The organism is Xanthomonas sp. NCPPB 3200 (genome assembly GCF_056393585.1).
The window spans coordinates 1245058-1271659 of sequence record NZ_CM150785.1 but is presented as its reverse complement, the minus strand read 5'-3'; the positions used below and the strand labels follow the sequence as shown (position 1 = coordinate 1271659).

16 protein-coding genes, 1 tRNA gene and 2 pseudogenes are annotated in these 26602 nt (G+C 65.8%); 1 reads left to right on the top strand and 18 read right to left on the bottom strand.

Features of this window, described 5'->3' with window-relative positions:
• Positions 1 to 102: 102 nt before the first annotated feature.
• From AC06DU_RS05535 to prpB, 12 genes and pseudogenes are all read right to left on the bottom strand, one after another.
• Positions 103 to 3204: a TonB-dependent receptor gene (locus tag AC06DU_RS05535; protein WP_478203742.1), complete on the bottom strand. Its 3102-nt coding sequence runs from the start codon at positions 3202 to 3204 to the stop codon at positions 103 to 105.
• 208 nt (positions 3205 to 3412) lie between these two features.
• Positions 3413 to 3520, bottom strand: a pseudogene (locus AC06DU_RS05530) (REP-associated tyrosine transposase); the annotation flags it as partial.
• Positions 3521 to 3668: 148 nt separating this feature from the next.
• Positions 3669 to 3776: pseudogene (locus AC06DU_RS05525) on the bottom strand (REP-associated tyrosine transposase); the annotation flags it as partial.
• Between the two features lie 161 nt (positions 3777 to 3937).
• Positions 3938 to 8839 (bottom strand): alpha-2-macroglobulin family protein, encoded by a 4902-nt coding sequence (locus tag AC06DU_RS05520; RefSeq protein WP_478203741.1) that lies wholly within the window; start codon positions 8837 to 8839, stop codon positions 3938 to 3940.
• Positions 8840 to 9517: 678 nt separating this feature from the next.
• The gene (locus AC06DU_RS05515; protein WP_478204366.1) at positions 9518 to 10495 is read right to left on the bottom strand and encodes a nucleoside hydrolase; all 978 of its coding nucleotides are present in this window, start codon (positions 10493 to 10495) and stop codon (positions 9518 to 9520) included.
• Between the two features lie 107 nt (positions 10496 to 10602).
• Entirely contained in the window at positions 10603 to 12819 is a 2217-nt protein-coding gene (locus AC06DU_RS05510) for a TonB-dependent receptor (RefSeq protein WP_039523923.1), read from the bottom strand.
• A 188-nt stretch (positions 12820 to 13007) separates the two neighbouring features.
• Positions 13008 to 14207, bottom strand: a complete 1200-nt coding sequence (gene prpF, locus AC06DU_RS05505; protein ID WP_478203740.1) for a 2-methylaconitate cis-trans isomerase PrpF — start codon at positions 14205 to 14207, stop codon at positions 13008 to 13010.
• A gap of 93 nt (positions 14208 to 14300) precedes the next feature.
• Positions 14301 to 14594, bottom strand: a complete 294-nt coding sequence (locus AC06DU_RS05500; protein ID WP_221434536.1) for a type II toxin-antitoxin system RelE/ParE family toxin — start codon at positions 14592 to 14594, stop codon at positions 14301 to 14303.
• 20 nt (positions 14595 to 14614) lie between these two features.
• Positions 14615 to 14857, bottom strand: coding sequence for a type II toxin-antitoxin system ParD family antitoxin (locus AC06DU_RS05495; RefSeq protein ID WP_029220676.1), 243 nt, complete (start codon positions 14855 to 14857; stop codon positions 14615 to 14617).
• Between the two features lie 91 nt (positions 14858 to 14948).
• Positions 14949 to 17540 carry a Fe/S-dependent 2-methylisocitrate dehydratase AcnD gene (acnD, locus tag AC06DU_RS05490; RefSeq protein WP_478203738.1) on the bottom strand — a complete coding sequence of 864 codons (2592 nt, stop codon included), beginning with the start codon at positions 17538 to 17540 and terminating at the stop codon, positions 14949 to 14951.
• Positions 17541 to 17715: 175 nt separating this feature from the next.
• Positions 17716 to 18870, bottom strand: a complete 1155-nt coding sequence (gene prpC, locus AC06DU_RS05485) for a bifunctional 2-methylcitrate synthase/citrate synthase (protein WP_102256895.1) — start codon at positions 18868 to 18870, stop codon at positions 17716 to 17718.
• A gap of 75 nt (positions 18871 to 18945) precedes the next feature.
• Positions 18946 to 19842, bottom strand: a complete 897-nt coding sequence (prpB, locus tag AC06DU_RS05480; RefSeq protein ID WP_478203737.1) for a methylisocitrate lyase — start codon at positions 19840 to 19842, stop codon at positions 18946 to 18948.
• Between the two features lie 146 nt (positions 19843 to 19988).
• On the opposite strand from prpB, the gene prpR reads away from it, so the two are divergent.
• Positions 19989 to 21590 (top strand): propionate catabolism operon regulatory protein PrpR, encoded by a 1602-nt coding sequence (gene prpR, locus AC06DU_RS05475; protein WP_478203735.1) that lies wholly within the window; start codon positions 19989 to 19991, stop codon positions 21588 to 21590.
• Positions 21591 to 21795: 205 nt separating this feature from the next.
• Here prpR and AC06DU_RS05470 read toward each other — a convergent pair whose 3' ends face one another.
• From AC06DU_RS05470 to AC06DU_RS05445, 6 genes are all read right to left on the bottom strand, one after another.
• Positions 21796 to 22122, bottom strand: a complete 327-nt coding sequence (locus AC06DU_RS05470; protein ID WP_039523911.1) for a hypothetical protein — start codon at positions 22120 to 22122, stop codon at positions 21796 to 21798.
• A gap of 306 nt (positions 22123 to 22428) precedes the next feature.
• Positions 22429 to 22503: transfer RNA gene (locus AC06DU_RS05465), tRNA-Val, on the bottom strand.
• 241 nt (positions 22504 to 22744) lie between these two features.
• Positions 22745 to 23098 carry a PilZ domain-containing protein gene (locus AC06DU_RS05460; RefSeq protein WP_024938459.1) on the bottom strand — a complete coding sequence of 118 codons (354 nt, stop codon included), beginning with the start codon at positions 23096 to 23098 and terminating at the stop codon, positions 22745 to 22747.
• Positions 23095 to 24054, bottom strand: coding sequence for a DNA polymerase III subunit delta' (locus AC06DU_RS05455; protein ID WP_039523908.1), 960 nt, complete (start codon positions 24052 to 24054; stop codon positions 23095 to 23097). Before AC06DU_RS05455 ends, AC06DU_RS05460 begins: the two co-directional genes overlap by 4 nt.
• Positions 24051 to 25115, bottom strand: coding sequence for an endolytic transglycosylase MltG (gene mltG, locus AC06DU_RS05450; protein ID WP_478203734.1), 1065 nt, complete (start codon positions 25113 to 25115; stop codon positions 24051 to 24053). The genes AC06DU_RS05455 and mltG overlap by 4 nt, the downstream gene beginning before the upstream one ends.
• Before the next feature lie 60 nt (positions 25116 to 25175).
• On the bottom strand, positions 25176 to 26531 hold the full coding sequence (locus AC06DU_RS05445) for an aminodeoxychorismate synthase component I (RefSeq protein WP_478203732.1): 1356 nt from the start codon (positions 26529 to 26531) through the stop codon (positions 25176 to 25178).
• Between the last annotated feature and the right edge of the window lie 71 nt (positions 26532 to 26602).

The following is a 26602-nucleotide window of genomic DNA, read 5'->3' as shown; positions in this document are numbered from 1 at the left end:
CGCGGTCGGCACACGACATGGCATCAGCCAGGTGCACATCTTGATTTCCACGCACTGCACGCACCTACCTGGGCTCTACTCTTCATGCCAGCCTCGCCGCGCCTAGAACGTCGGCGTAAAGCGCAGACCGAACCAATACGTCGTAGGCACCGAATAGCTGTCCTTGAGCAGGTTCTGCCCGGGGCCGGTCACGCTGGTGATGCGGCTGTGGGTGAGGTTGCTGACCTGGCCGATCAGGCTGAGCTGTTTGCTGATCGCATACGTCGCGGTGAAATCCAGCTGCGAACGCGGCGACCAATACAGGTCCTGCCAGTCGATATTGCTGACGATGGCACGCAAGGCCTTGCCCTGACGATTGTAGGCCGCGCGCAGCTCCAGCCCGCCGGTGTTGTAGAACAGCGTGGCGTTGGCGGTGTAATCGGGCTGCCCGACCAGGTTGTCGAGCTTGCGCTCGCGCTGGCTCATATTGCTGCCGCTGCCAACGCTGTAGGGCACATCCAGGCTGCCATCGAGCACCGCAAAATTTGCACTAAAACCGACCCCACTCAGCCACGGCGCAATCGGCGCCAGGGTGTTGACGATGCCGTTGAACTCCACCCCGCGGATACGCGCCTTGGCGGCATTGGCCGGCGTGCTGATCAGCGCGTTGGCGTAAGTGGTGCCGTCGAACGTGAAGCTGTCGGTGCGCGAAAGCGTAAAGATCTCGTCCTGGATGCGCTTGTCGAACACGGCCGTGGACGCGAACGCGTCGAAGTCGCCGGGCAGGCGCCATTCCAGCGACAGATCCAGGTTATTGGACACGCGCGGCTTGATGTCCGGGTTGCCGATGGTGACGGTGACGCCTTGCGCATTCGGGTTGCCGGCATCGGCCGTGTTGACGAAGCCGATCGAGGTGCGCGCCGCATACGCATCGTATGGCGGGCGGCCGAGGGTACGGCTTGCGCCGGCGCGCAGGTCCAGTGCATCGGTCAGGTGGTAGGTCATGATGGCCGAGGGCAGCAGATAGTGGTAATCGGCACTGGTCGGGTTATCGACATACACATAGCGGTTGGTCGCGGCATCCAGCTGCCGCTGGCGACCCACCGTATCGAGCCTGGTGCTGTCGAAATGCAGGCCGCCCTGCACATTGAAACGCTCGCTGCGGTAGCTGACCAGGCCATAGCTGCCAAAGGTCTTTTCGGTATGGGTGAAGTTGTCCTGATTGCTGAAGGCCTGCTGGTCGGTGCTGTTGAATGCGCTCAACGGCGTTGCAGCGAGCACACGATTGGCCTTGTCAGGATCGATGGTGATCAGGTTCAGGCCGGCGTAGCGCATCGGTGCCCGGCCGGTGCCCGCCACATCGGCCAAGCCGAAGGCCGGTGCACTGGTATTGGGCTGATACTCGACGCGATAGATGTCGTAGGACGGTTTGTCGGTGGTGTACGACACGCCTGCGGCAAAGCCGATGCCCTGATCGCTCTCGCCCTGGTTGAAACCGTAATCCAGCCGGCCGGTGAGGATGCGATCGGCCGCGGTGCGTTTGTAGTCCGGGCGCCAGTACGACAGGCTGTAGTTGCCCAGATCGTTGTAGGCCTGCGGCGACACCCCGAAGCGCTGATCGAAGCCGGAGGTGTCGTAGTTGAATGCGTAGTTGGGCGTGGCATTGATGGTCACACCGCTGCCGGTCTGGCCCACCGGTACCGGTGCGGCGCGGGTGATGCCGGTGGCGTACTTGATCATGCGGATCGGCTCGTCGTAGGTCGCATCCGACCACGCGCCGCGCGCGGAGAACTGTTGCCGATCGGTGGGCCGCCAGATCGTGCCCAGCTGCGCGACCTTGGTGCGCGTGGTGACGATCTGGTTCGAGTAACCCACCTCGATGTCGCCGCCGGGATAGCTGCCGGAGCTGGCGGTCTGATTGAACACCTGGCCACGGTTGCGCGGGTCGATGAGGACCTCGTTGCGCTCCATGTTGTCCTTGAAATAGTAGTAGCCGGCCGTTGCATAGGCTTCCAGCGCTGCACTGGGATGCACTTCGAACTTGCCGGTGACGCCATAGCGGTCGCGCTGGTTCTGCACGTACCAGTACTTGTCCTGCTGCGGCACCGCCCAGCCATTGCCGAGATTGGCGCCGGTCTGCAGCACGCCGTTGTTGTCGTAGAACCCGTAATGCACCGTGTCGGTGGTCATATGGGTTTCGGTGTAGCTGCTCAGCGTCTGGTAGTTGGCCGACAGGGTGACCCCGTACTGCTGCTCGCTGCCGAAGGTGCGGCTGCCGGTGGCGTTCAAACGATAGCCGGGGTCGTCCTGATCGCGCGGCTTGCCGACATCGTTGGCGTGGCCCAGCGCGGCTTCGGCGCTGAAGAAGGGCTTGCCGCCGTTTTCGAACGCGCTGCGCGTCTTGAGGTTGATCGCCCCGCCCGTTGCATTGGGGTCCAGGTCGGGCGTGAAGGTCTTGACCACCTGCAACTCGCTGACCATCGATGCCGGCAGCAGGTCCAGACGCACGCCGCGGGTGATCGAGCCGAGCGTGCCGTTCGGCGTGCCGGGCGAGGCAATGGTCAGCCCATCGATGGTGACGTTGTTGTAGGACGGGCCCAGGCCGCGCAAGACCGGTGTGGCGGCCTCGTCGCGCGGATGCTCGTTGTCGGTGGCCGGCAATACCGACAGGCCGGGCACGCGGCGCAGCGCTTCGACGATGGTGCTGTCGGGCAAGGCGCGCACATCAGTGGCGCTGATCACATCGGTGATATTGGTTGCCGCGCGCTTGCTTTCCACCGCGGCAGCATTGGCACGGCGCACGCCGGTGACCTGCATGGCATCGAGGGTTTGCACGCCGGTTTTGGTGGTGGCCGATGCGTCGCTACTGGATGCCTCGCCTTGTGCCGATGCAGGGGATGCAGGGGATGCAGGGGATGCAGGGGATGCAGGGTCTATGGAATCAGCGGATGCATCTGCTGGCAATGGAGAACGTTGCCTTGCAGTCGCAACTTCAGCCTCGGGCGTGGATGCCTCGTCATTATTAGCTGTAGGTGCATCTGTAGTTGTAGCTGCGCTCGCTGATGCGCCCGCGGTCGCGGTCATGGCCGCAGCAGACATTTGAGCAGAGACGTCGGCTGCAATAGCCGCCCACTCGTTGGCGCATGCCTGCGAGGCTGGCGAACACGCCGCAATGGCAACGGCGAGAACGGACAAGTGCAAACGGTACGAATCGGAGCGCTGCATGGAATCCCGAGATCGCGCAGCGGGAATGCCGCGCCTGTGAGAAAGCACGCCACCGTAGCCAGCAAAAATGACCCCTGCATGTCGCTGGCATCGCATCGAAAAGACAGTGCGCAGCGATGTCGCCGTAAGCGAAGAAGCGCTGGCGTAGGAGCGCGCCTGCGCGCGATGAAGCTTTCCCGGTGATGCCCAATCGCGCGCAAGCGCGCTCCTACGGCAGCCAGATTGCATCCCAGAATGGATAATCGCCGACCCGCGCGACCAGTCCGGCGCGTAGCGGGTTGGCGATAAGGTAACGAGCCACGGTGCGCAGATCGTCTTTCCCAACGATCCTTGCGTGTCGCTTACATCGCATCGAAAAGACAGTGCGCAGCGATGCCGCCGTAAACGAAGAAGCGCTGGCGTAGGAGCGCGCTTGCGCGCGATGAAGCTTTCCCGGTGATGCCCAATCGCGCGCAAGCGCGCTCCTACGGCAGCCAGATTGCGTCCCAGAATGGATAATCACCGACCCGCGCGACCAGTCCGGCGCGTAGCGGGTTGGCGATAAGGTAACGAGCCGCGAGGCGCAGATCGTCTTTCCCAACGATCCTTGCGTGTCGCTTACATCGCATCGAAAAGACAGTGCGCAGCGATGCCGCCGTAAGCGAAGAAGCGCTGACGTAGGAGCGCGCTCGCGCGCGATGGGGCGTTACCGGTAACGCCCCATCGCGCGCGAGCGCGCTCCTACCTTGTTGTCCTACGGCTGCACCACCGTCATCGTCGCTGGCGTGCTGCGCCCCACGCCGCGCAGCTCCGGGCGGTACATGTCTTCCACCAACGATGGCGGCACCGTGTACGTGCCCGGGGTGACTGCGCGCACCAGGTAATACAACTGCGCCTTGCTGCCCGAGGACAGCGCCAGCGCGGCCACGTAACGGTCGTCGCGGAACTCTTCGTGCTTGACGTCGGCGGCGCTGGAACGCTCGCTGATGCCGATGCCGTCCACCACCACATCGGCCCACTGCTTGGCATCGCCGAGATTGAAGTTCTCGATCTCCAGGCCGGCCGGCAACAGGTCGGTCAGCAACGCGTCGGGCATGTCGCTGTTGGCGGTGATGGTGACGCGCACGATCAGCGCTTCGCCTTCCTTCAATGCACGCGGGGTCCACGGTTTGCCGTCGGTGGTGTACCAGCTGCGCTCCACGCTGAGGTTGCGCGTGTCAGGCTCCGGTGCGCTGCGCGGGATGCCGGCCACTTCCAGGCTGGCGTACATCGGTGCCTCGCCCTGCGGTGCGAACTGCACGCCGCGCGCCAGGGCGGCGCTGTCGAAACTGCGCCCGAACAGGCGTGCCGGCGCAATCTCCTGCGCCTCGCCGCCAACAGTCAAGGTGCCGGACACCTGCTTGCCCTGCCCGACCATCAAGGCCTTGCCCAAGCGCGCCAGCGCCACCTGCTCCTGCGTGCTCAGCCACAGCCAGCCGGTGGCGCGGCGTGCATCCAGCGCGCGGCCCAATGCCACTGCGCGGGTGTCGTACTCGGGCTTGGACAAGCCACGCTCGTGCAGCAACGCCATCATCAAGGCATCGTCGCGGATCGCGCTGCCGTAATCGGCGAAGTACGGCGGGCGCTCGCTGCTGTCCTTGGCAAAACCCGCCTTGATCGCCGCCTGCCCACGCTTGGTGTCGCCCTGCAGCGACAATGCCGCGCCCAGATGCACCAGCGACAAGCCGGTCAATGCCTTGTCGCGCTGGTTGTCGTACAACGCGCGCAGCGTGCCCAGCGGCGCGCGGTTGACGCGTGCCAGCACATAGCCGGACCAGGCCTGGTTGGCGAACTTCAGGCTATCGCGGCGGTCCTGCCCGTAGAACTCGTTGCCACCGGACAGCAGGTCCTCGCTGAGCCGATTGAGCGCCTTCTGCAGCACGTTGTCGGGCACCGCAAAGCCGGCGTCCTTTGCGTCAAGCAGGAACTCGGCGATGTACGGGGTCAGGCCCGGATTGACGTAACCGTCGTCGCCCCACATCGAAAAATGCCCGCTGGCGATCTGCATCGAGGCCAGGCGACCGAATGCGCCTTCCATGCGCTCGCGGCGCTTGCCCGCCTCCAGCCCCTTGGTGCCCAGCGCCCTGGCGGTGGCATCGTCGAGCAAGAGTGCGGCATAGCCCTTGCTGGTGGTCTGCTCGGCGCAGCCATACGGATAGTCCAACGCACCCTGCAGGGCGCTGGCGAACGGAATCGGCGGCAGCGGGCTGACCACCATGCGCGCGGTCACCGAGCCGGCCATCAGGCCATCGGCAAAGCCGCTGTCCAGGGTGATCGGCGCCAGCGGATCGAGCACGCGCGTCTGCGCACGCAACACCTGCGGCCAGCCGGCACGCACCGGCAGGTCGTAACTGCGGTCGGCCTTGAAGCCGTTGCCGTCCACACGCACGCGCACCTTGGCCACGCTATAGCCTTCGGTGGCGCTCAGCGGGAAGCTCAGCGTCTGCTTGGCATCCACACCAAGCTTGACGCTGCGCGCCGCCTCGGCGATGGCCAGCGGGCCGATCCCGTCCACGCGCACATTGAACTCGCCCGGCTTGCCGGTGAAGTTCTGCACATCCAGCGTCACCGTGCTGCGGTCGCCCGGCGCCATCACGCGCGGCATGCTGGCCTCGGCCAGGATCGGGGCACGCACCACGGTTTCCACCGCGTGGTTGCCGAACCGCGTATCCGAATACACCAACGCCGACACCCGCAGCGTGCCGTTGAAATCCGGCACCGGCAGTTGCACGCGCGCATTGCCCTTGGCATCGAGCTTCACCGAGCCGGAGAACAGGTCCACGGTCTGCACGCGCGCGGTCGGGCGCTTGGCCTGCGGCAAGGCTTCCAGCGCCATGTCGCCGCCGAACTTGAGCTTGCCGCTGGCGCCTTCGAAGCTCTCGATCACGCGGCCGTAGATGTCGTAGGCATCGGTGCCCAGACGACGCTGCGCGAAGAACTGCGCGTTGGCATCGGGCACCGGGAAGCGGGTGATGTTGAGGATGCCCACGTCCACCGCCGAGATGGTCACGTGCGCCGCCTTGCCGGCCAGCTCGGGCACGCTCACCGTCACCGGCAACGCCTGCTCGGGGCGCATCTGCTTGGGCGCAGCCAGGCCCACCGCCACGCGTCGCGCCTTGCGATCCATCGGCACATACGCCACGCCCACCGCACGCGCCGGGGTGATCTTGCTCGGCGCACTGCCGCCGCGGAACACCAACGCGGTGACGTAGACATCGTGGCGTTCCCACGCGTCGGTCACCGGAATTTCGAAGCTGCTGCCCGGCTTGACGTCGATGTCCTGCACGTACAGCAGCTTGTCGCTTTCCACCAGCAGCACGCCCTTGCCGGCATGCGGCGGGGTCAGCGTGACGGTGAGCGTGTCGCCGGCGCGATAGGCGGTCTTGTCCAAGGCCAGCTTGACCTTGTCCGGGCGCGCGTCCAGGCCGCGGTTTTCGTCGTTCCAGCTCCAGCCGGCGCGGAACGGGTAGCGCGTGGTCAGCCCGGTGGACGGGTCGAACACGTCCAGGCGGTACTCGCCCCACTCCACCGGAACCTCGAGCTTGGCGTTGCCGCCGGCGATCTCGAGCGTGCGCGTGTCCTTGTTCTCGAAGCGGCGGGTGAAGTCGTAATCCCAGTGGTCGTCGGTGTAGTTCCAGTGGTAGTCGCGCAGCTCGCGCACCAGCGTGGCCTTCAGGCCCTTGGCCGGTTGCGGCTTGCCATCGGCATCCACGCGGGTGATTTCGAAGCGTGCGGTGCCGTTGGCGTCGGTGCCGTCCTTGTCGTCGAACAGGGGACGCACGCCGACCAGTGCCTTGGCCGGCCACAGCACGCGCTTGACGCTGCGGGTGACGGTGCGCCCGCCGGTCTCGTACACGCTGCCCGAGACCACCGCCGCAATCGTGCTGACCGGCTTGGCTTCGGCAGGCAGCGCGATGTCTTCGCGCAATACGCCATCGCTGCCGAACTCGGTGTCGATCACGTCCTTGGCGTCGCGTGGCAGCTCCAGCGTGGGGTCGCCGAAGAACCAGCCCGGCAAGGACTCGAGCGGGTGCTGCTCGACGCTGACCGCAAGCTTGGCGGTGAAACGGTTGCCGTCGGCCGGCGCGCCATACAGGTACGCGGCATTGGCGACCAGCGTGAACGGCTGGCCGGCGCTCAGGGTCTTTTGGGTGCTGTCCAGATCCAGCTTCATGCGCTCGGGCAGGAACTCTTCCACGCGCACGGTCATGCCCTGCACGGCGTCCTTGCTGGCCGGATCGGTGCGGAATTCCACCTGCCAGCGGCCGGTCGGCGCATCGGCCGGAATCTGCTGGCTGAACTCGAAATAGCCCTGCTCGCCCGGCTGCAGCTTGGTCTCGCGGAAGGTCTTGCCGTCCGGCTGCTTGAGGCGCAGGAACACCGGCTGCGGCTTGGTCGGCTTGCCGTCGTTGTCGCGCAGGATCGCCGACACGCGCATGGTCTCGCCGGGGCGATACAGGTCGCGGCCAGCCCAGGCGAACACGTCGAACCAGGCGCTCTCGCGCCCGGCCACTGCGAATTCGCTCAGGTCCAGCGCCGGCTGGTTGAACGGCAGCACCGAGATATCGGTCTTGCTGCGCACCACCAGCACGTGGCCGGCATCGAGCGTGTAGTTGAGCAGCGCATTGCCGTTGCCGTCGGTGGCGCCCTTGAGGAACAGCTCGCCCTTGGCATCGAGGACGCGCACCTCCACGTTCTTGATCGGCTCGCCGCTTTGCAGCGAGGCGGTGTGCACAAACAGCTTGTCCTTGTAGGCGCGCGTGTGCAGGCCGATGTCGCTGACGGTAAAGAACGCGGTATCGAAGCCATTGTCGAAACTGCCGGCACGCTTCATCACCGCAAAGTACAGGCCCGGCTCCTGCAGCTCCTTGATGTCCTGCGTGGGCAGGTAGGTCAGCACGCGCTCGTTCTGCTTGCCGCCGAGAATGAAACGATTGACGTAGACCGGGTCGGCCAGCTTGGACAACGGGCGCTTGTCGTTATATTCGCTCTCCAGCTCCCAGCTGCCGCGACGACCGCCGCGCTGGAACTGCTGGAAGAACGCCGGCAGCGACTTCTCGCGCACGCGCAGGAACTCCACGTCCACTTCCGGCACGTTGACCGACACCACCGGCAGACCACGGCTCTCGCGTGCCGGCAGCACGCTGCCTTGTGAAGCGAACCCGGCCACTGGCTTGAGCGCGCCGGTGTAGACCTTCTGCTTGAGCGGCTTGCCCAGGCGGCTGCCATCGGCAGCCAGCAGGTTGGCGTCGACCAGCACGGTGTAGTCCTTGGCCGCTTCCACGTACGGGTAGCGCAGCGTCTTGCCGTCGTCGGACAGGGTCCAGCTGCTGTCGCCGGTGCCGACCTTTTCCTCGAAACGCACCAGCGCATCGAAGTCCTGCGTCCCCACCAACGGCCGCGAGAATTCCAGCGCCAGAGATAGCCCATCGCTGGTCTGGTCGGGATAGGCGCGCGCCAGCGCGAAACCGGTGATGGCCTGCTTGTCGGCCTTGATCGCCTCGCCACTGGCGGCAGGCAGCTGGCCGCTTTCGTTGCGCTTGCACGCCACCGCGCCGATCGCCACGCCCAGCAGGACCACCCACAGCAACATGCGCCGCGTGCCTGACCACTTCATCCCTGATTCCCGGCTGTCCATTCGCACTACCCCATGACTGAGGACGCAAGTATAGCGATGCCGTTCACGTCAACGATGGCGGCATGGGGCGACGCAAGGACTTGCCGATGGGCGGCGATGATGCGCCATCGGGCCAGCGCTGCGACGGCACCGGCGCGCCCGACCAGTGGTGAGCGCAATGGTTTGACACCGGTCCATGGCAGGCCGCTGAGTTGCGGCTTGGCTGCAGGGCCCTTGCCCGCCCACCCTCGCAGGACACGCCGCAAGTACGTCCATGTAGGCTCTTACGCGGCATCCATGCCGCGTAAGGTCCCACGACGGTGGGCGGGCAAGGACCAGTCGAGATGGTCGGTGTGCAGGGGCGCACACAGGGCATGGCGTGCATTGTTCGGAGGATGGTGCGTCCAACAAACGTTCCATCACAAGCAGAGCAACAAGCAGGCGTTCAACCAAGCAACCGACGCATTTTCTGGTGCGGTGTCCTCACCGATTGCGGGACCGTGTGGCGGCATGGATGCCGCCACCGAGCCTACAAGGACGTACTTGCGGCGTGTCCCGCGAGCGGTGAGGGCACCGCGCACACGACCAACCAGGCTTTTGACTGCATCCCAAAGTACGGCCAATAAAACCACTGCGCTCGCCACCAAGCCGGCGCTCACCACATCTTGATAGCCACTCCTAGCGCAACTGCAGCACCGTGCGCATGTACAGGTCGATCAACGCCGGCTTGTCCGCGCGCAGGCAGGCCTGCACGTTCGGTGTGCCTGCGCCTTCGCGGGTGTAGCCCTGCGCATCGACGTCCAGATGCAGCGGCGTGGTCGGGCACAGGTCGGGGCGCAGCAGCCAGGCCACCGGCACTGCGTCGAACAAGGTCGGCGTGGCGCTGGCCCAGGGCTGGTCGGTATTGCGCCACTGGTAATACAGCTGGGTGAGCGCATCGGTGAGCCCATCGCCATGTGCAAACAAGGCGATGCGCTCGGGTTCTTCCAGCGTGATCTGGGTGGCGTCCAAGGGCAGCAACACGATCGGCACGCCGGCCGCGAATACCCGCTGCGCCGCCGGTACATCGGCCAGGATGTTGTACTCCGGCACCGGCGCGCTGGCCGGACGATAGGCCGACTTGCCATAGCCGATGCGCACCGAACCGCCCATCGCCACGATACGCTTGAGCTTGGCAAAGCCGGCCGGGTCGCGCTGCTGCGCCACTGCGGCGTCGGTCATCGGCCCCAATACCAGCAAGGTCACCTTGCCAGGATGCAGGCGCGCCTGCTGCAGGATCATCGCCGCCGCATCCGGCAGCTTGCCGGGCAACTGTCCCCTGGCGGCCCAGCGCGCCTGGCTGAAGGGGATCGCGCTGGTGGTGCGTGCGCCCACCGCCAACGGAATCTCGCTGCGCCCGGCCTGCTGCAACAGGCGCTGCAGCAACTGCGCACGCACGCTGGTGTCGCCCCAGGCCGATGCGATGCCCAGCACATGCAGCTGCGGGCTACGCAGCAACAACCCGAGCGCAAACGCATCGTCGATGTCGTCGCCGATATCGGTGGAGACCACCAGCAACTCGGGGGACGTCGACGTCGATGTGGGCGTTGGCTGCGCGGCAGTGGCGGCAGGCGTCTGCGCCCATGCCACTGCCGACGCACACCACAGCCCCAGCATCCACCACATGTTTCGCCATCTCCGCTGCATGCATCCACTCCTGCGACCATAAAAAAAACCGCCGGCATATTGGCCGGCGGTTCGATAGTGCTACACCACGACGCCGATCAGAAGTTGGCGCGGAACTGCGCACCGACGATGCGCGGGTCGTTGATGAAGCCGGTGAGGTTGTTGAAGTCGATCGCACCGGTCACGCGGATCTGGTTGGTGCAGTTGCGGCAGAACACCGACAACTCGTACGCGCCCGCGCCCCAGTTGTAGCCGATCTTGGCGCCGCCCTCGACCAGCGGCTGGCCGGTGAACTCCTTGGAGTCGTACAGGAAGAAGTTCACTTCGCTGCGGTAGGACCAGTCGGTGTAGAAGAACAGCTCGCCGTCGTTGCCCATCGGGATGCCGTAACGCAGGGTGGCGTTGGCCATCCACTTGGCAGCCTGCGGCAGGTCGTTGCCGTCGATGATGGCGTTGCCGGCCGCATTGAGCGGGTCGGTCACGGTGCAGGTGCGGCACACGCCCACCGACAGGGTCGGGTCGTCGATGCGGGTCCAGTTGTAGGCGCCGCCGGCGGTGACGCGCAGGTTCTGGGTGAGCAGCGCTTCGAAGTCGAACTCGGCGCCGCGCGCCTTGGTCTTGTCGGCGTTGAGCAGGCGCACGTCGTTGGAGACGCCGCCCACTGCGGTGAGCTGCTGGTTCTTGACGCGGAAATCGTAGATGTCAAAGCTCAGACGCGCGCGGTTGTCGAACAGGTCGGACTTGATGCCGATCTCGAACGAATCCACCGTCTCCGGCTCGGCCACGGTCAGCGGCGCGGTGCCCGAAGGCACGCCGAAGCTGGCGCCGCGGAAACCGCGTGCGGCACGGGCGTACACGTTGACGTCGTCGTTGATGGCGAAGGTGGCCGCCAGATCGCCGGTGACCTTGGAGTTGTCGGTCTCGCCGCTGGACGGCTCGACCAGCGTGACGCGGTCCAGCGCCAGCACGTCGAAGGTCTTCTTGTCGTAGGTGTAGCGGATGCCGGCGCGCAGGTTCAGGCGATCGGTGGCCGCGTAGTTCAACGAGCCGAACGCTGCCCACGAGGTATTGCGCTGACGGGTCAGCTGGTAGCTGGCCAGATCGCCGCCGCTGAAGGTGTTGTAGGTGTAGTTTTCGCCTTCCACATCGTCGTGGAAGTAGTACAGGCCGGCCTGCCAGTTGAGCGGGCCTTCGTATTGCGATTCGGCACGCAGTTCCTGGCTGTACTGGTCCAGGCTCTTGATGCCGCCGGCGGTTTCCACCGGGAACGGAATCACGCCCGGGCCGGACGGCGGTGCGAACACCGCGCCGAAGCCGCCGTCGATATCGCCGCGGCTGTAGTACTTGCCGATGCCTTCGTAGGCAGTGATCGAGTGCAGCGCGATGTCGCCCAGGTCCCAGGTCAGATTGGCGCTGCCGCCGTAGGTCTGCAGTTCCTGGTTGTTGGCGCCGTCGATGAAGGACTTCTCTTCGTCGAAGCCGTCCACCAGCTGGTTGGTGCCGGGCTGGATGATGTTGGCGCGGAACAAGCGTGCGGTGCCGTCCAGGTGACGCGCATGCGCGTTGAACAAGGCGCTGAAATCGTCGCTGGCTTGGTACAGCAGCTGCAGGCGCACGGCCGAGTCGGTATAGCCTTCCAGATCGCGGCCATCGCGGTTTTCCACCCAGTCGTCGCGGCGCTGGCCCAGCGTGGACAGACGCGCCGCCCAATGGTCGCCCATGGCGATGCTCAGGCCGCTTTCCAGGGTCATGGTGCCGTAGGTGCCGTAGGACAGGCTGGCGTAGCCGTCATTGGCGCCGATGGCCGGCTTGACCGAGTTGAACTTGACCACGCCGGCCGGCGTGTTGCGGCCGAACAGCGTGCCCTGCGGGCCGCGCAGCACTTCCAGGCCTTCCAGATCGAAGATCGGGAAGCCCTTCAGGAATGCGTTTTCCTGCACCACGTCGTCATAGATCAGCGACACCGGCTGCGAGGCATAGGTGTTGAAGTCGGTGTTGCCGTAGCCGCGGATGTACACGCGCGGGAACACACGGCCGTTGGACGATTCGATGTTGAGGCTGGGCGCCTTGCCCGCGAGCACGCGGATATCCGAGCCGCTGGTGGAGATGGCGTCCAGGAACTCCGGACGCAGCACCGATGCCGAGACCGGCACGTCCTTGGAATCTTCCGAGCGGCGCTCGACCGTGACCTTGACCGCGTCCAGGCGCACGACACCGTCGTCGCCGGGCGCCTGCTGGGCAGCAGCATGGAGCGGGAGAAGGGAAGCAACGGCAACGGCGAGCGCGCTGATCTTGAGCGACCGGCTGGCGGACATGGGAAGACTCCGAATTCGGTTGGCGGAGCGGCCTGATCTGCATGCCGCGTTGCAACAGAATTAACACGATTTACACAAATTTGGCAGAGCGCGTGCGAAAAAGTTTTCCGAATTCGAAGATGCGTTCGAATTAATGCAACACGCGCATGCAATTTGTGCGTTGGGGCCTGCCCGGTCTCAGCGGGCGATCAGCCGCCCCCGGCGGCGTCGACCGGCACCCGCACCCAGCCTTCCATCAGCACCCGCGCACTACGACTCATCAGCGCCTTGGTTACCTGCCACTGGCCGTCCACCAGCTGCGCCTCGGCGCCGACGCGCAAGGTCCCGGAGGGATGCCCGAAACGCACCGCAGAACGCGCCGCGCCGCCCGCCGCCAGATTGACCAGGGTGCCGGGCACCGCGGCCGCGGTGCCGATCGCCACCGCGGCGGTGCCCATCATGGCGTGATGCAACTTGCCCATCGACATCGCGCGCACCAGCAGATCGAGCTCGGCGGCATGTACCGGTTTGCCGCTGGAGGCGGTGTAATCGGCCGGCGGCGCCACGAACGCCACCTTCGGCGTGTGCTGCCGCGTCGCTGCGTCTTCCACCTTCGCAATCAAGCCCATCCGCACCGCGCCGTGCGCACGCAGGGTCTCGAACATCGTCAATGCACGCGGGTCGCCATTGATCGCTTCCTGCAGCTCGGTACCGGTATAGCCCAGGTCGCGCGCGTTGACGAAGATGGTCGGAATGCCGGCATTGATCAGCGTTGCGGCGATCGTGCCCAGGCCGGGAATCTCCAGCTGATCGATCAGCTGGCCGGTGGGGAACATCGCCCCGCCCTCGCCTTCGGCATCGTCGGCCGGGTCGAGAAATTCCAGCTGCACTTCGGCGGCAGGAAAGGTCACCCCATCCAGTTCGAAGTCGCCGGTTTCCTGCACCTGGCCATCGGTCATCGGCACATGCGCCACGATGGTCTTGCCGATATTGGCCTGCCAGATCCGCACCGTTGCCAAGCCGTCGCGCGGCACCCGCGCGGCATCGACCAGGCCATTGGCGATCGCAAACGGCCCCACCGCCGCCGACAGGTTGCCGCAGTTGCCGCTCCAGTCCACGAACGCGCTGTCGATGGACACCTGCCCGAACAGGTAGTCCACATCGTGCCCGGCACGGGTACTGGCCGACACGATCACGCTCTTGCTGGTGCTGGAGGTCGCCCCGCCCATGCCATCGATCTGCTTGCCGTAGGGATCGGGGCTGCCGATCACCCGCAGCAGCAACGCATCGCGCGCAGGCCCGGGCTGCTGCGCGGCAGCGGGCAGATCCTGCAGGCGAAAGAACACGCCCTTGCTGGTGCCGCCACGCATGTAGGTGGCCGGGATGCGGAGTTGGGGGAGCGGGGTCATGGGCTTGGTCTATCTCGGTTGATCGTGATCACAGCGAAGACGCACTGACTGCGGCGCTGCCGTAGAGTTGAGGCAAAACTGGCGTCGAACCGCTCAGGCGTCGCCGCTCATCCACGCAGGAATGTCGCGCTGCATCTGCAGCACACGCCAGATGACGATGTCCGTGTCGCGTTCGATGTAGAAAATCAAATAGGGAAATCCCTTGAGTGGCCACACCCGCAGGTCCTGCAGCTTCAAAAGCACCGCATGTCGGCTGGAACCGACACCCGGGTGTTGCATCAGCATCTTGACCGCCGACTCCAGCGCGTCGGTAAACGCCAGTTCCAGCGCTAGCCCGGCTTGTTCGCCATACCACGCAGCGGCTTCGTCGACGTCACGCAGCGCCAATGGGCGCCAGCGCGCCGGCTTCACTTGCTGGCAGCGCGTGCCTGCGCGCGCTCACGCATCTTGTCGAAGAAATCAGGCTCCGTTGCCACGGCCGGCCCGGAGTTGGCCCCATCCAGCAGCAACCCACGCAGCTGTTCCACATCACGTTGCTTGCGGATCAGTTCGCGCAGGTACTCGCTGCTGGAACCGTAGGCATGCTCCTGGACTTGCTGATCGACGAACTGCTTGAGCTCGTCGGGCAAAGAGATATTCATCGTGGCCACGCAACCTCCTGATGGCAAAGATTGCCAAAGTGTGCGCGCCTGCACGGGTGGGTGCAAGCGCGAGAACTGGCGTCCTCGGGCGTCGAAGCAATCAGGCTGCCGAGGCCTCAAGAAAATCCTGCGCAAACCGTTGCAGCACGCCGCCCGCCTCGTAGATGGACACTTCCTCGGCGGTGTCCAGGCGGCAGGTGACCGGCACCTGCACCTGCTCGCCGTTGCGCCGATGGATCGACAGCGTCAGCGTGGCGCCCGGCGTGCGCTCGCCGACCACATCGAAGGTTTCGCTGCCATCGATGCCCAGCGTCTTGCGGTCGGTGCCCGGCTTGAACTCCAGCGGCAACACGCCCATGCCGATCAGGTTGGTGCGGTGGATCCGCTCGAAGCCTTCGGCCACGATCACCTCCACCCCGGCCAGACGCACGCCCTTGGCCGCCCAGTCGCGCGAGGAGCCCTGCCCGTAATCGGCACCGGCAATGATGATCAGCGGCTGCTTGCGCATCATGTAGGTTTCGATCGCCTCCCACATGCGCAGCACCTGCCCTTCCGGTTCCAGCCGCGTCAGCGAACCGGCGGTGACCTGTCCATCGACCACCGCCATTTCGTTGACCAGTTTGGGGTTGGCGAAGGTGGCGCGCTGCGCGGTGAGGTGATCGCCGCGATGGGTGGCGTAGGAATTGAAGTCTTCCTCCGGCACGCCCATCCGCGCCAGGTATTCGCCTGCCGCGCTGCCGGCCAGGATCGCATTCGACGGCGACAGATGGTCGGTGGTGATGTTATCGCCCAGCACCGCCAACGGGCGCAGGCCCCGCAAGCTGCGTGCACCGGCGAGCGCGCCTTCCCAGTACGGCGGGCGCCGGATGTAGGTACTGGCCGGCCGCCAGTCGTACAACGGGCTCACCTGGATGCCCTGCCCCACGCTGCGCTTGAACATCGGGTCGTAGACGCTGCGGAAGTGCTCCGGCTTGACGCTGCGCGCCACCACCGCATCGATCTCCGCATCGCTCGGCCACAGGTCCTTGAGCGTCACCGGCACGCCATCGGCATCGATGCCCAGCACATCCTTTTCGATATCGAAGCGCACCGTGCCGGCGATGGCATAGGCAATCACCAACGGCGGCGATGCCAGAAACGCCTGCTTCGCATACGGATGGATGCGCCCGTCGAAATTGCGGTTGCCCGACAACACTGCGGTGGCATACAGATCGCGGTCGATGATCTCCTGCTGGATCGCAGGGTCCAGCGCGCCGCTCATGCCATTACAGGTGGTGCAGGCAAACGCGACGATGCCGAAACCCAGTTGTTCCAGTTCGCCCAGCAACTCGGCCTCTTCCAGGTACAACTGCACCGCCTTGGAACCCGGCGCCAGCGAACTTTTCACCCAGGGTTTGCGCGTCAATCCGCGTGCATTCGCATTGCGCGCCAGCAAGCCCGCGGCAATGACATTGCGTGGGTTGGAGGTATTGGTGCATGAGGTGATTGCCGCGATGATCACCGCGCCATCGGGCATCTGGCCCGGCACGGCATCCCAGACGCCGGCAATGCCGCGCTCGGCCAGCTCGCTGGTGGCCACGCGTTTGTGCGGATTGGATGGCCCGGCCATGTTGCGCACCACGCTCGACAGGTCGAACTGCAGCACACGCTCGTACTGCGCTGTGACCAGGTCATCCGCCCACAGGCCGGTGTGGCGTGCGTAGGTCTCCACTAAGGCGATCTGTGCGTCCTCGCGCCCGGTCAGGCGCAGGTAATCCAACGTCTGCTGGTCGATATAGAACATCGCCGCAGTGGCACCGAACTCCGGCGTCATGTTGGAGATGGTCGCGCGATCGCCGATGGTCAGCGCGCTGGCGCCGGCCCCGTAGAACTCCAGATAGGCACCGACCACACGTTGCTGCCGCAGGAACTCGGTCAGGGCCAGCACGATGTCGGTGGCGGTAATGCCGGGCGCCGGCCGGCCCAGCAGTTCCACACCGATGATGTCGGGCAGCCGCATCCACGAGGCGCGCCCCAGCATCACGTTTTCCGCTTCCAGCCCGCCCACGCCCACCGCGATCACACCCAGCGCATCCACATGCGGGGTGTGGCTGTCGGTGCCTACGCAGGTATCGGGGAACGCCACGCCATCGAGCGTGTAGATCACCGGCGACATCTTCTCCAGATTGATCTGATGCATGATCCCGTTGCCCGGCGGAATCACTTCCATGTTTTCGAATGCGCGCTTGGTCCACTCGATGAAGTGGAAGCGGTCGGCGTTGCGGCGATCTTCCACGCTGCGATTCTTGGCGAAGGCCTGCTTGTCGAAACCGGCGTATTCCACCGCCAGCGAGTGATCGACGATCAGCTGCACCGGCACCACCGGGTTGACCTGCGCCGGGTCGCCACCCTGCTCGGCGATCGCATCGCGCAGCCCGGCCAGGTCGACCAGCGCGGTCTGGCCCAGGATGTCGTGACAGACCACCCGCGCCGGAAACCACGGAAAATCCAGGTCGCGCTTGCGCTCGATCAGCTGGCGCAGGTACGCATCCAGCATCTGCGGTTCGGCGCGCCGCACCATATTCTCCGCATGCACACGTGCGGTGTACGGCAGCGTTGCGTAGGCGCCGGGTTGCAGCGCATCCACGGCGGCGCGTGCATCGAAGTAGTCCAACGAGGTGCCCGGCAAGGGCTTGCGGTACTGGGTGTTCATGGCTGGCGATATCGAAGCGGGCGGGGGTATTCGGGATTCGGGATTCGGGATTCGGGAATCGGATTCAGGATTTCCGGCGTGTGGGGGACTGCCATCTCTTGTTGCGGTTGCCATCGTCTGATCGCCTTCGTTGAGCGAAGGCGATCGGCAGATTAATCCAACCGCTGGCGCGTCCTCAGGAGCGTTGATCCAGCGGTACGAAGACCTGATCTTCCGGGCCGGTGTAATTGGCCGAGGGACGAATGATCTTGCCGTCCATGCGCTGCTCGATGATGTGCGCGCTCCACCCGGCAGTGCGCGCCAGCACGAACAGCGGCGTAAACATCGCCGTCGGCACGCCCATCATGTGGTAGCTGACCGCACTGAACCAATCCAGGTTCGGGAACATCTTCTTGATGTCCCACATCACCGTCTCCAGGCGCTCGGCGATGTCGTACATCTTGCGGCTGCCCTGCTCGTCGGAGAGTTCGCGCGCCACGTCCTTGATCACCTTGTTGCGCGGATCGGACACGGTGTAGACCGGGTGCCCGAAGCCGATCACCACTTCCTTGCGTTCCACACGCGCCTTGATGTCGGCCTCGGCCTCGTCCGGGGTGTCGTAGCGCTTCTGCACCTCGAAGGCCACCTCGTTGGCGCCGCCATGCTTGGGCCCGCGCAACGCGCCGATGCCGCCGGCGATGGCGCTGTACATGTCGCTGCCGGTGCCGGCGATCACCCGGCTTGCAAACGTGGAGGCATTGAACTCGTGCTCGGCGTACAGGATCAGGCTGGTGTGCATCGCACGCACCCACGAGTCCTTCGGCGCAAACCCGTGCAGCAGATGCAGGAAGTGCCCGCCGATCGAGTCGTCGTCGGTTTCCACCTCGATGCGCTTGCCGTTGTGGCTGTAGTGGTACCAGTACAGCAGCATTGAGCCCAGCGAGGCCATCAGCTTGTCGGCGATATCGCGCGCGCCGGGATGATTGTGATCGTCTTTTTCCGGCTGCAGGCAGCCCAGCACCGACACCCCGGTGCGCATCACGTCCATCGGATGCGCCGACGGCGGCAGCTGCTCCAGTGCGGTTTTCACTGCCGCCGGCACGCCGCGCAGCGAACGCAGCTTGGCCTTGTAGCCGCGCAGTTCGCCGTCGTTGGGCAGCTTGCCGTGCACAAGCAGATAGGCAATTTCCTCGAACTCGCTGGTGGTGGCCAGATCCAGGATGTCGTAGCCACGGTAATGCAGATCGTTGCCGCTGCGGCCCACCGTGCACAGCGCGGTGTTGCCTGCAGCAGTGCCGGACAGTGCGACGGATTTCTTCGGCTTGAAGCCGGGATTGACGGTGTCGTTCATGCGATGCGCTCCCAAACGGTGTCGTGTTGCGGTGTCACGGATGAAGTTGCGGAACCTGCACGCAGCAAGGCGCGATCATGCGACTTTGCGTGCAAACAACGCGTCCAAGCGCTGCTCGTAGCCGTGGTAGCCGATGCGCTCGTACAGCTCTTCGCGCGTCTGCATGGTGTCCAGCACGGCCTGCTGATGACCATCGCGCCGAATCGCGGTATAGACTGCCTCGGCCGCCTTGTTGGCCGCACGGAATGCCGACAGCGGAAACAGCTGGATCGCCACGCCGGCCTGCGCAAGCTGGTCGCGCGTAAACAGCGGTGTCTTGCCAAATTCGGTGATGTTGGCCAGCACCGGCACGCCCACTGCATCGACAAAACGCTTGTAGGTGTCCAGGTCGTACGCGGCTTCGGCAAAGATGCCGTCGGCACCGGCTTCCACGCAGGCGATCGCACGTTCGATCGCCGCATCCACGCCTTCCATCTGGATCGCATCGGTGCGCGCAATCAAGAAGAACGCCGCATCGGTCTTGGCATCGGCCGCCGCCTTGACCCGGTCGACCATCTCGGCCTGGCTGACGATCTCCTTGCCCGGCCGATGCCCGCAACGCTTGGCGCCGACCTGGTCCTCGATATGGCAGCCGGCTGCGCCCGCCTTGATCAGCGACTTGATGGTGCGCTCGATATTGAACGCGCTCGGCCCGAAGCCGGTGTCCACATCCACCAGCAGCGGCAGCTCGCAGACATCGGTGATGCGGCGCACGTCGATCAGCACGTCTTCCAGCGTATTGATGCCCAGGTCCGGCAGCCCCAGCGAACCGGCCGCCACACCGCCGCCAGACAGGTAGATGGCCTGGTAGCCGGCACGCTGCGCCAGCAGCGCATGGTTGGCATTGATCGCACCGATCACCTGCAGCGGCGATTCGGCAGCCAGCGCAGCGCGGAAGCGCATGCCGGCGGAAGCGGTGGGTGAGGACGTCATGGCGATTCCAGGGTTGGGATACGGGATTAGGCGCAAATGGCATGCCAACGCCAAGTCATTGATTCGATTTGGCCAGAACTACCCATATGTTGCAAAGCTGCAACGCAACGCGCAGCATGCAACATCTTTGCAACGCGGCACCAACGATGCGCAGCCCCAGGTTTACCGAGCCGATGGAGCCCTCTCCACCGGTCATCTGGACCGTCAGCGTCTCTCGCCTGACCGGCCTGCTGGCCGACGTCATCCCCGAGTTCGACCAGCGCGCGCGCATCGAGCAGGTCAACCTCGGTTTTGCCGAGGCGGTGGAGGTCATCGGCCAGCGCCTGCGCCGCGAGCGCTGCGACGTACTGGTCGCCGGCGGCTCCAATGCCGCCTATCTGCGTAGCCGGCTCGCACTGCCACTGGCGCCGATCCAGGCCACCGGGTTCGATCTGATGGAAGCGCTGGCGCGCGCACGCCGCATCGCACCGCGCATCGGCGTGGTCACCCATGCCACCGACGTGCCCTCGTTCCGCGCCTTCCAGGACAGCTTCGACCTCGACATCGAGCACCGCCGCTTCGTCACCGCCGAAGACGCGCGCGACTGCATTGCCGACCTGCGCGCCAGCGGCATCCAGGTCATCGTCGGCACCGGCATGGCGATCGATTTCGCCGAGCAGGCCGGTCTGCCCGGCGTGCTGCTGTACTCGGCAGATTCGGTCCGCCTGGCGCTCGAACACGCCATCGCGCTGGGTACCGCACCCGGCAACGAGCGCGGCGGCAGCCGCACCGGCACGCGCCGGGTGCGGCGCACCGACGCATTACTTGGCGAAGACGCCGCAATCGCGCATGTGCGCGAGCTGGTGCAGCTGTACGCCCCCCATCCGGGCACCGTATTGATCAGCGGCGAGACCGGCACCGGCAAGGAACTGGTCGCACGCCAGTTGCATGCCGGCAGCCGACGACGCGGCCGTTTCGTCGCCATCAACTGCGGCGCCATCAGCGAATCGCTGCTGGAAGCGGAATTGTTCGGCTACAGCGACGGCGCCTTTACCGGCGCACGCCGCGGCGGCCATGTCGGCCTGATCGAAGCCGCGCAGGACGGCACGCTGTTTCTCGACGAGATCGGCGAACTGCCGATGCCGCTGCAGACACGCCTGTTGCGCGTGCTGGAAGAGCGCGAAGTGCTGCGTGTCGGCGCCACACTGCCGGTCGCCGTCGACGTACGCGTCATCGCCGCCAGCCTGCAGCCATTGCAGGCCCTGGTCGAACAGGGGCGCTTCCGCCGCGACCTTTTTTATCGCCTGGCAGCGTTACGCATCGCCCTGCCGCCGCTACGTCATCGCCCCCACGAGATCGCCTTGTTGCTGGCACATTACTTCCAGCAACTCGGCGCGCTGCCGTCGCCATTGTCTCCAGCAGCGCTGCAGCGGCTGCAACAGCACACCTGGCCGGGCAACGTGCGCGAACTACGCAACCTGGTCGAACGCCTGTGCATCCACTGGAAGGCCCAACCGCACGACAGCCTGGACCTGGATCAATTGCAACGCTGGGCACCCGAGCTGTTCGACATGCGTACTGGCGACAGCGTGGCGGCCCCCGAATACAGCGATCTTGCAACCTCGCGCATGCAACTCACTGCCGCAGCGGTCCGCGCCGCGCTCGATCGCGCAAACGGCAATCGCGCCCTCGCCGCCCAGGCGCTCGGCGTCTCGCGCACGACGTTGTGGCGCTGGATGCAGGCGCACGCGTCGGCATCGCCTGCTTGAGATGCAACTGCGGGCTTTGGCTTGCGCGCTCGGGCCGCAAGCGCAGATGTTGGTCGGCGAGTCGTCAGCACGCAAGACTGGCGGTCCGTGGCGACCGGTCATGCGACACGATCACACGACAGGGTCGGCGCGACGTTGGTGATGCGATCCCGCCGCAGATGCAGCACGCCACCCAGCACTCACCTAGTGAGCGAGCGCGCAGCGATCACTTGACCCGCGTGTATTCGGTATCGCCCGTGCTCAGGTGCCCGGTCGCCTGGTCGATTGCGTAGTTGACGGTGCCATCGGCGTTGGATACCTGCAGCACGCCCTTGTTCAAGATCGCCGGATGATTCCTGGTCTTGACGCCACCGCCCAGCAGCTCCGGCGTGGTGTCTCGAATGATGAAGCTCTCGCCGTTGTGCTCAATGCTGAGCACGTTCTTCTCCGACTTCATGTTGACCCACTTGCCCACGTACTGCTCGCCCACGTCACGGGCACAGCCCGCCAGCAGCATCATTGCAACCAGAGCACTTCCAAGCAGCGCCTTCATCGCCACTCCTTCTTCAACGCGGGGGATTGCAGGATGGCGATTCGTTCCCGAGCCTGCAACAAGCAGGCACAACCGGATGAACACGGCTGTCAGCGACTTGAACAAACCACTGAATCAACGGGCTCTGCACTCGACTCGCACGGATGTCGGCGACAACGACGATTCGACGGCATCGGCCACGTCCATACCAGCACTTCAACCGAGCCAGGCGCCCAGGCTTTGCAGGACACTGCAGGACAACAAAAAAGCCGGCGCATGGCCGGCTCTTCTTCTCGCGCTGAAACCCTTGCTGTTGCTGGGCTTCGATGGTGGGCGGTACAAGGTTCGAACTTGTGACCCTTGCCGTGTGAAGGCAATGCTCTACCGCTGAGCTAACCGCCCGATGACGCGAGCCGCACATTATAGGGCAGCTGCGGCGATCGTCAACAGGTTCATCCACTGCGATGATGATGCGGTCGAAAACGCCGCGTTCCGGTGACCGGGCGCGGCATTCGCGCTAGCTGGCAGCGATGACGCGGCGTTCGATTCGGCGCCGTTCAAACGCCCGATGCGCAGCTTCGATGTCCCGCATCCAACACGGTTGCGATCGCGCGCACCCGCACCCGCCTCACACCGCATGACCTCACATCGTATGCGTCGGCTTGTCCGAGGTCGTCAGGCCCGCCAGCAACATCTCGATCTTGTTGCGCACGCCTTCGCCTTCCGGGCCGTCCGGGAACTGCACGCCGATGCCGGCGGCGCGGTTGCCCTGCGCGCCGGCCGGGGTGGTCCAGACCACCTTGCCGGCCACCGGCAGGCGTTCGCTGGAGTCCGGCAGGGTCAGCAGCAGGAAGACTTCGTCGCCGAGCATGTAGCGCTTGGGCGTGGGCACGAAGATGCCGCCGCCTTTCACGAACGGCATGTAGGCGCTGTAGAGCGCCGGCTTGTCCTTTAACGCCAGCGACAAGATGCCCTGGCGTGCATTCATTGCACTCATCGAGTTCCCCTAGAACGTGCCGGACGCTCTCCCTCGCGCCAGGCCAGCAACAATTCCGTCACAGCCAGATCGGCGCGGACGGTGGTGCGCAGCAGATCGCGGGTGCGATTGGCGGCGTCGAACCAGGTTGCCAGCTTGTGCAACCGCGATGGATCGGTCAAGCCGGCCGATGCCTGTGCCAGTGCAAGGTCTGCCGCGTGGCGCAGACGTTGGTCGGCCTGGCCGTCGTTGGTCCAGCGCTGCGCGATATCCACTGCGCTGGCGCGCCCGGCGGCGATCTGCTCCAGGTCCTGGGCCACCGCGCGGCGCACCGCCAGGCCATCCTCGCGCAGCCACTGTGCCGCAAGCCCCGGATGACCGCGTGCGGCATCCAGCGCTTCCTGTGCAGCCCGCTCGTCGACACCTTGCGACAGCAGCCAGGCCAGCGCCTCGTGCGCGGGCGGCAGCTTGAATTCCAGGCGCTGGCAGCGGCTGCGGATGGTCGCCGGCAGGCGCGCCGGCTGCGCGCTGATCAACCACAGGTAACGCCCCGGCGAGGGTTCTTCCAGCGTCTTGAGCAAGGCGTTGCAGGCGGCGCGATTGATCGCATCGGCCGGGTCGACGATCACGATCTGGGCGATGCCGTATTGCGGGGTCAGCGACAGCTTTTGCGAAATCTCGCGTACCTGCTCGATCACGATCTCGGTGCGCAGCTTGTCGCCGGTGCGGTTGGGAATGAACGAGATCAGCTGCAGGTCCGGGTGGGTTCCGGCCGCGATCAGCTGCCGGCTGCGCTGCGCCAGCGCCGGGTCCGGCGAGCTGGCCAGCACGTGCTCGGCCAGCGCCAGCGCCACCGCACGCTTGCCCAGGCCATCCGGCCCGCAGATCAGCAGGCCGTGCCCGAGCCGGCCGGCGTCCAGTGCCGCCAGCGTCTGGTCGTAGGCGCGCTGCTGCCAGGGTGAAAACGCAGTGGTCATGGAGTGGGCTCCGGTTGCGGCAGGCGACGGCGCTGCAGGTAACGCGCGACCGCGGCATTGTGTTCGGCCAGGGTGGCCGAGAACGCATGCGCGCCGGTGCCATCGCCGACCGCGACGAAGTACAGGGCGTTCCCCGGCGCCGGACGCACCGCCGCCAGCAAGGCCTCACGGCCGGGCATGGCGATCGGCGTCGGGGTCAGGCCGGTGCGCGTGTAGGTGTTGTACGGCGTATCGGTGGTCAGGTCGCGGCGGCGGATATTGCCGTCGTAGCTGCTGCCGATGCCGTAGATCACGGTGGGGTCGGTTTGCAGCTTCATGCCCAGCTGCAGGCGGCGCAGGAACACGCCGGCAATCAGCGGACGCTCCGAGCCCAGCGCGGTTTCCTTTTCGATGATCGAGGCCAGGATCAACGCCTGTTCCGGCGAGCCGAGCGGCAGATCCGGAACACGCTGCTCCCAGGCCTGCGCCAGCGCCTTGTCCATGGCCAGGTGGGCACGCTTGAGCACGTCCAGATCGCTGTCGCCGCGCTGGTAGAGATAGGTTTCCGGCAGGAAGCGCCCTTCCGGGTGCTGGTTGGCGAACCCCAGCCGCGCCATCAACGCCGCATCGTCCAGCGCAGCGATGGATTGCTGCAGCGGCATGGCGGTGGCGATCGCGGCGCGCAGCTGGCGGAAGTTCCAGCCTTCCACGATGGTGAAGCGGTACTGGATCACCCGGCCCTGGCGCATGCGTTCGAGCAGCTCGCGCGGCGACAGCGCCGGCGCCAGCGCGTATTCGCCCACCTTGAGTTTGCCGGCCGCATCGACCTGGCGCGCGAGCAACTGCCATTCCAGATCGGTGCCCTGCGCCACGCCGGCGTCGCGCAACTTGCGCAACGTGGCCTTGAGCGAATCGCCGGGCGCGATCACCACGCTGGGCGCGCTCGCGCTCACCGGTGTCTCGGCAAAGTGCAGGTAATGCCGCCACGCCACCAGCGCCGCAATCGCCAGCAGCGCCACGAGCAACAGGGCCGTGCCCAGCACAGCCAGACATCCACGTTTGCCAGTCACCGCCACACGCACCTCGTCATTGCCCCAGCGCCGCGCAGGATACCGCGCGCCGGTGATGTCCCGTTGAAGCGCTCATGCCTGGTCGAAGGCGCGCAGCACGCCGCGCGCCTTGGCGCGGGTCTCGTCCAGTTCGCGCTGCGGGTCCGAATCCACCACGATCCCGGCGCCGGTGCGGAAATGCACCTGCTCCCCGGCCACCTCGGCGGTGCGGATCAGGATGTTCAGATCCATATCGCCGTCGCGATTGAGCCAGCCGAATGCGCCGGTGTAGGCGCCCCGCGCGGTGCATTCGAGCTCGGCGATGATCTGCATGCAGCGCACCTTCGGGCAACCGGTGATGGTGCCGCCGGGAAACACCGCGGCGATCGCCTCGCCCGGAGTGACGTCGGCGCGCAGACGGCCGCGTACATTGCTGACGATGTGGTGCACATGCGCGTAGCTTTCCACGCCCATCAGCTCGTCCACCTCCACCGTGCCGGGCGCGCAGATGCGTCCCAGGTCGTTGCGCTCCAGGTCGATCAGCATGACGTGCTCGGCGCGCTCCTTCGGATGGCCGACCAGCTCGCGGATGCGTGCGGCATCGTCGTCGCCAACAAAGCGCGCGCGCGTGCCGGCGATCGGGCGCGTCTGCACCACATCGCCCTGCACCGACACCAGCCGCTCCGGCGAAGAACTCACCACCGCGCGTCCTGCGGCGACGAACAGCCCGGCAAACGGGGCGGGATTGGCCGCGCGCAGGCGCGCATGTAACGCCGCCGGATCGACCGCAGCGGCGAACCTCGCATGCCAGGCGCGCGAGATATTGGCCTGGAACACATCGCCGGCGCGCAGATAATCGAGCACGCGCTCCACTGCATCGGTGAAGCACTCCGGCGCGTCCTCATCAACAGCCAGCGGCCCGACCCAGCCGGGCAATGGTGGCAATGCGGCGCAGGCGGCGATGTCCTCGACGATGCGGGTCAGCAGATCCTCGCGGCCCGGCTCGGCCAACGCGATGCAGCGGCCTTGCACCCGGTCGCGCAGCACCGCGGCAGGCGCGCGCAAGGCCAGTGCGCTCGGCAAGCCATCGCTGCGCGTGGGCAACTGCAGAATCGGTTCGACCTGCGCGGCCAGTTCGTAGTCCAGCAATACCGCCCAGCCGCCGCGAAACGGCCAGGGGCTGGTCGCATCGTGCGGCACGCGCTCGGCCTGCCAGGCCGCATCCAATGCCTGCAGAAAGCCGCCGTCCAGCACGCGTCCATCGCCGTCGCGCGTGCGCCCATCGGCATCCAGCCGCAGGCGTGCGCCGTCTGCAAGCAGCAGCACATCCCAGCGACCGTGCGCGGTGCCGGAGGCGGTGGATTCGAGCAGTGCCGGATACCGCTGCGGCGCCAGCCGATGCAGCGCCAGCAGGTCGATGTCGGCGTGCAGGGGTCTGGTGAGCGTCATCGGCCGGTTGGGCGTGGGGTGCTAAGAGGCGCCGCCCTGCGAGAGAGGCAGGGCACACATGAAGAGAAGGA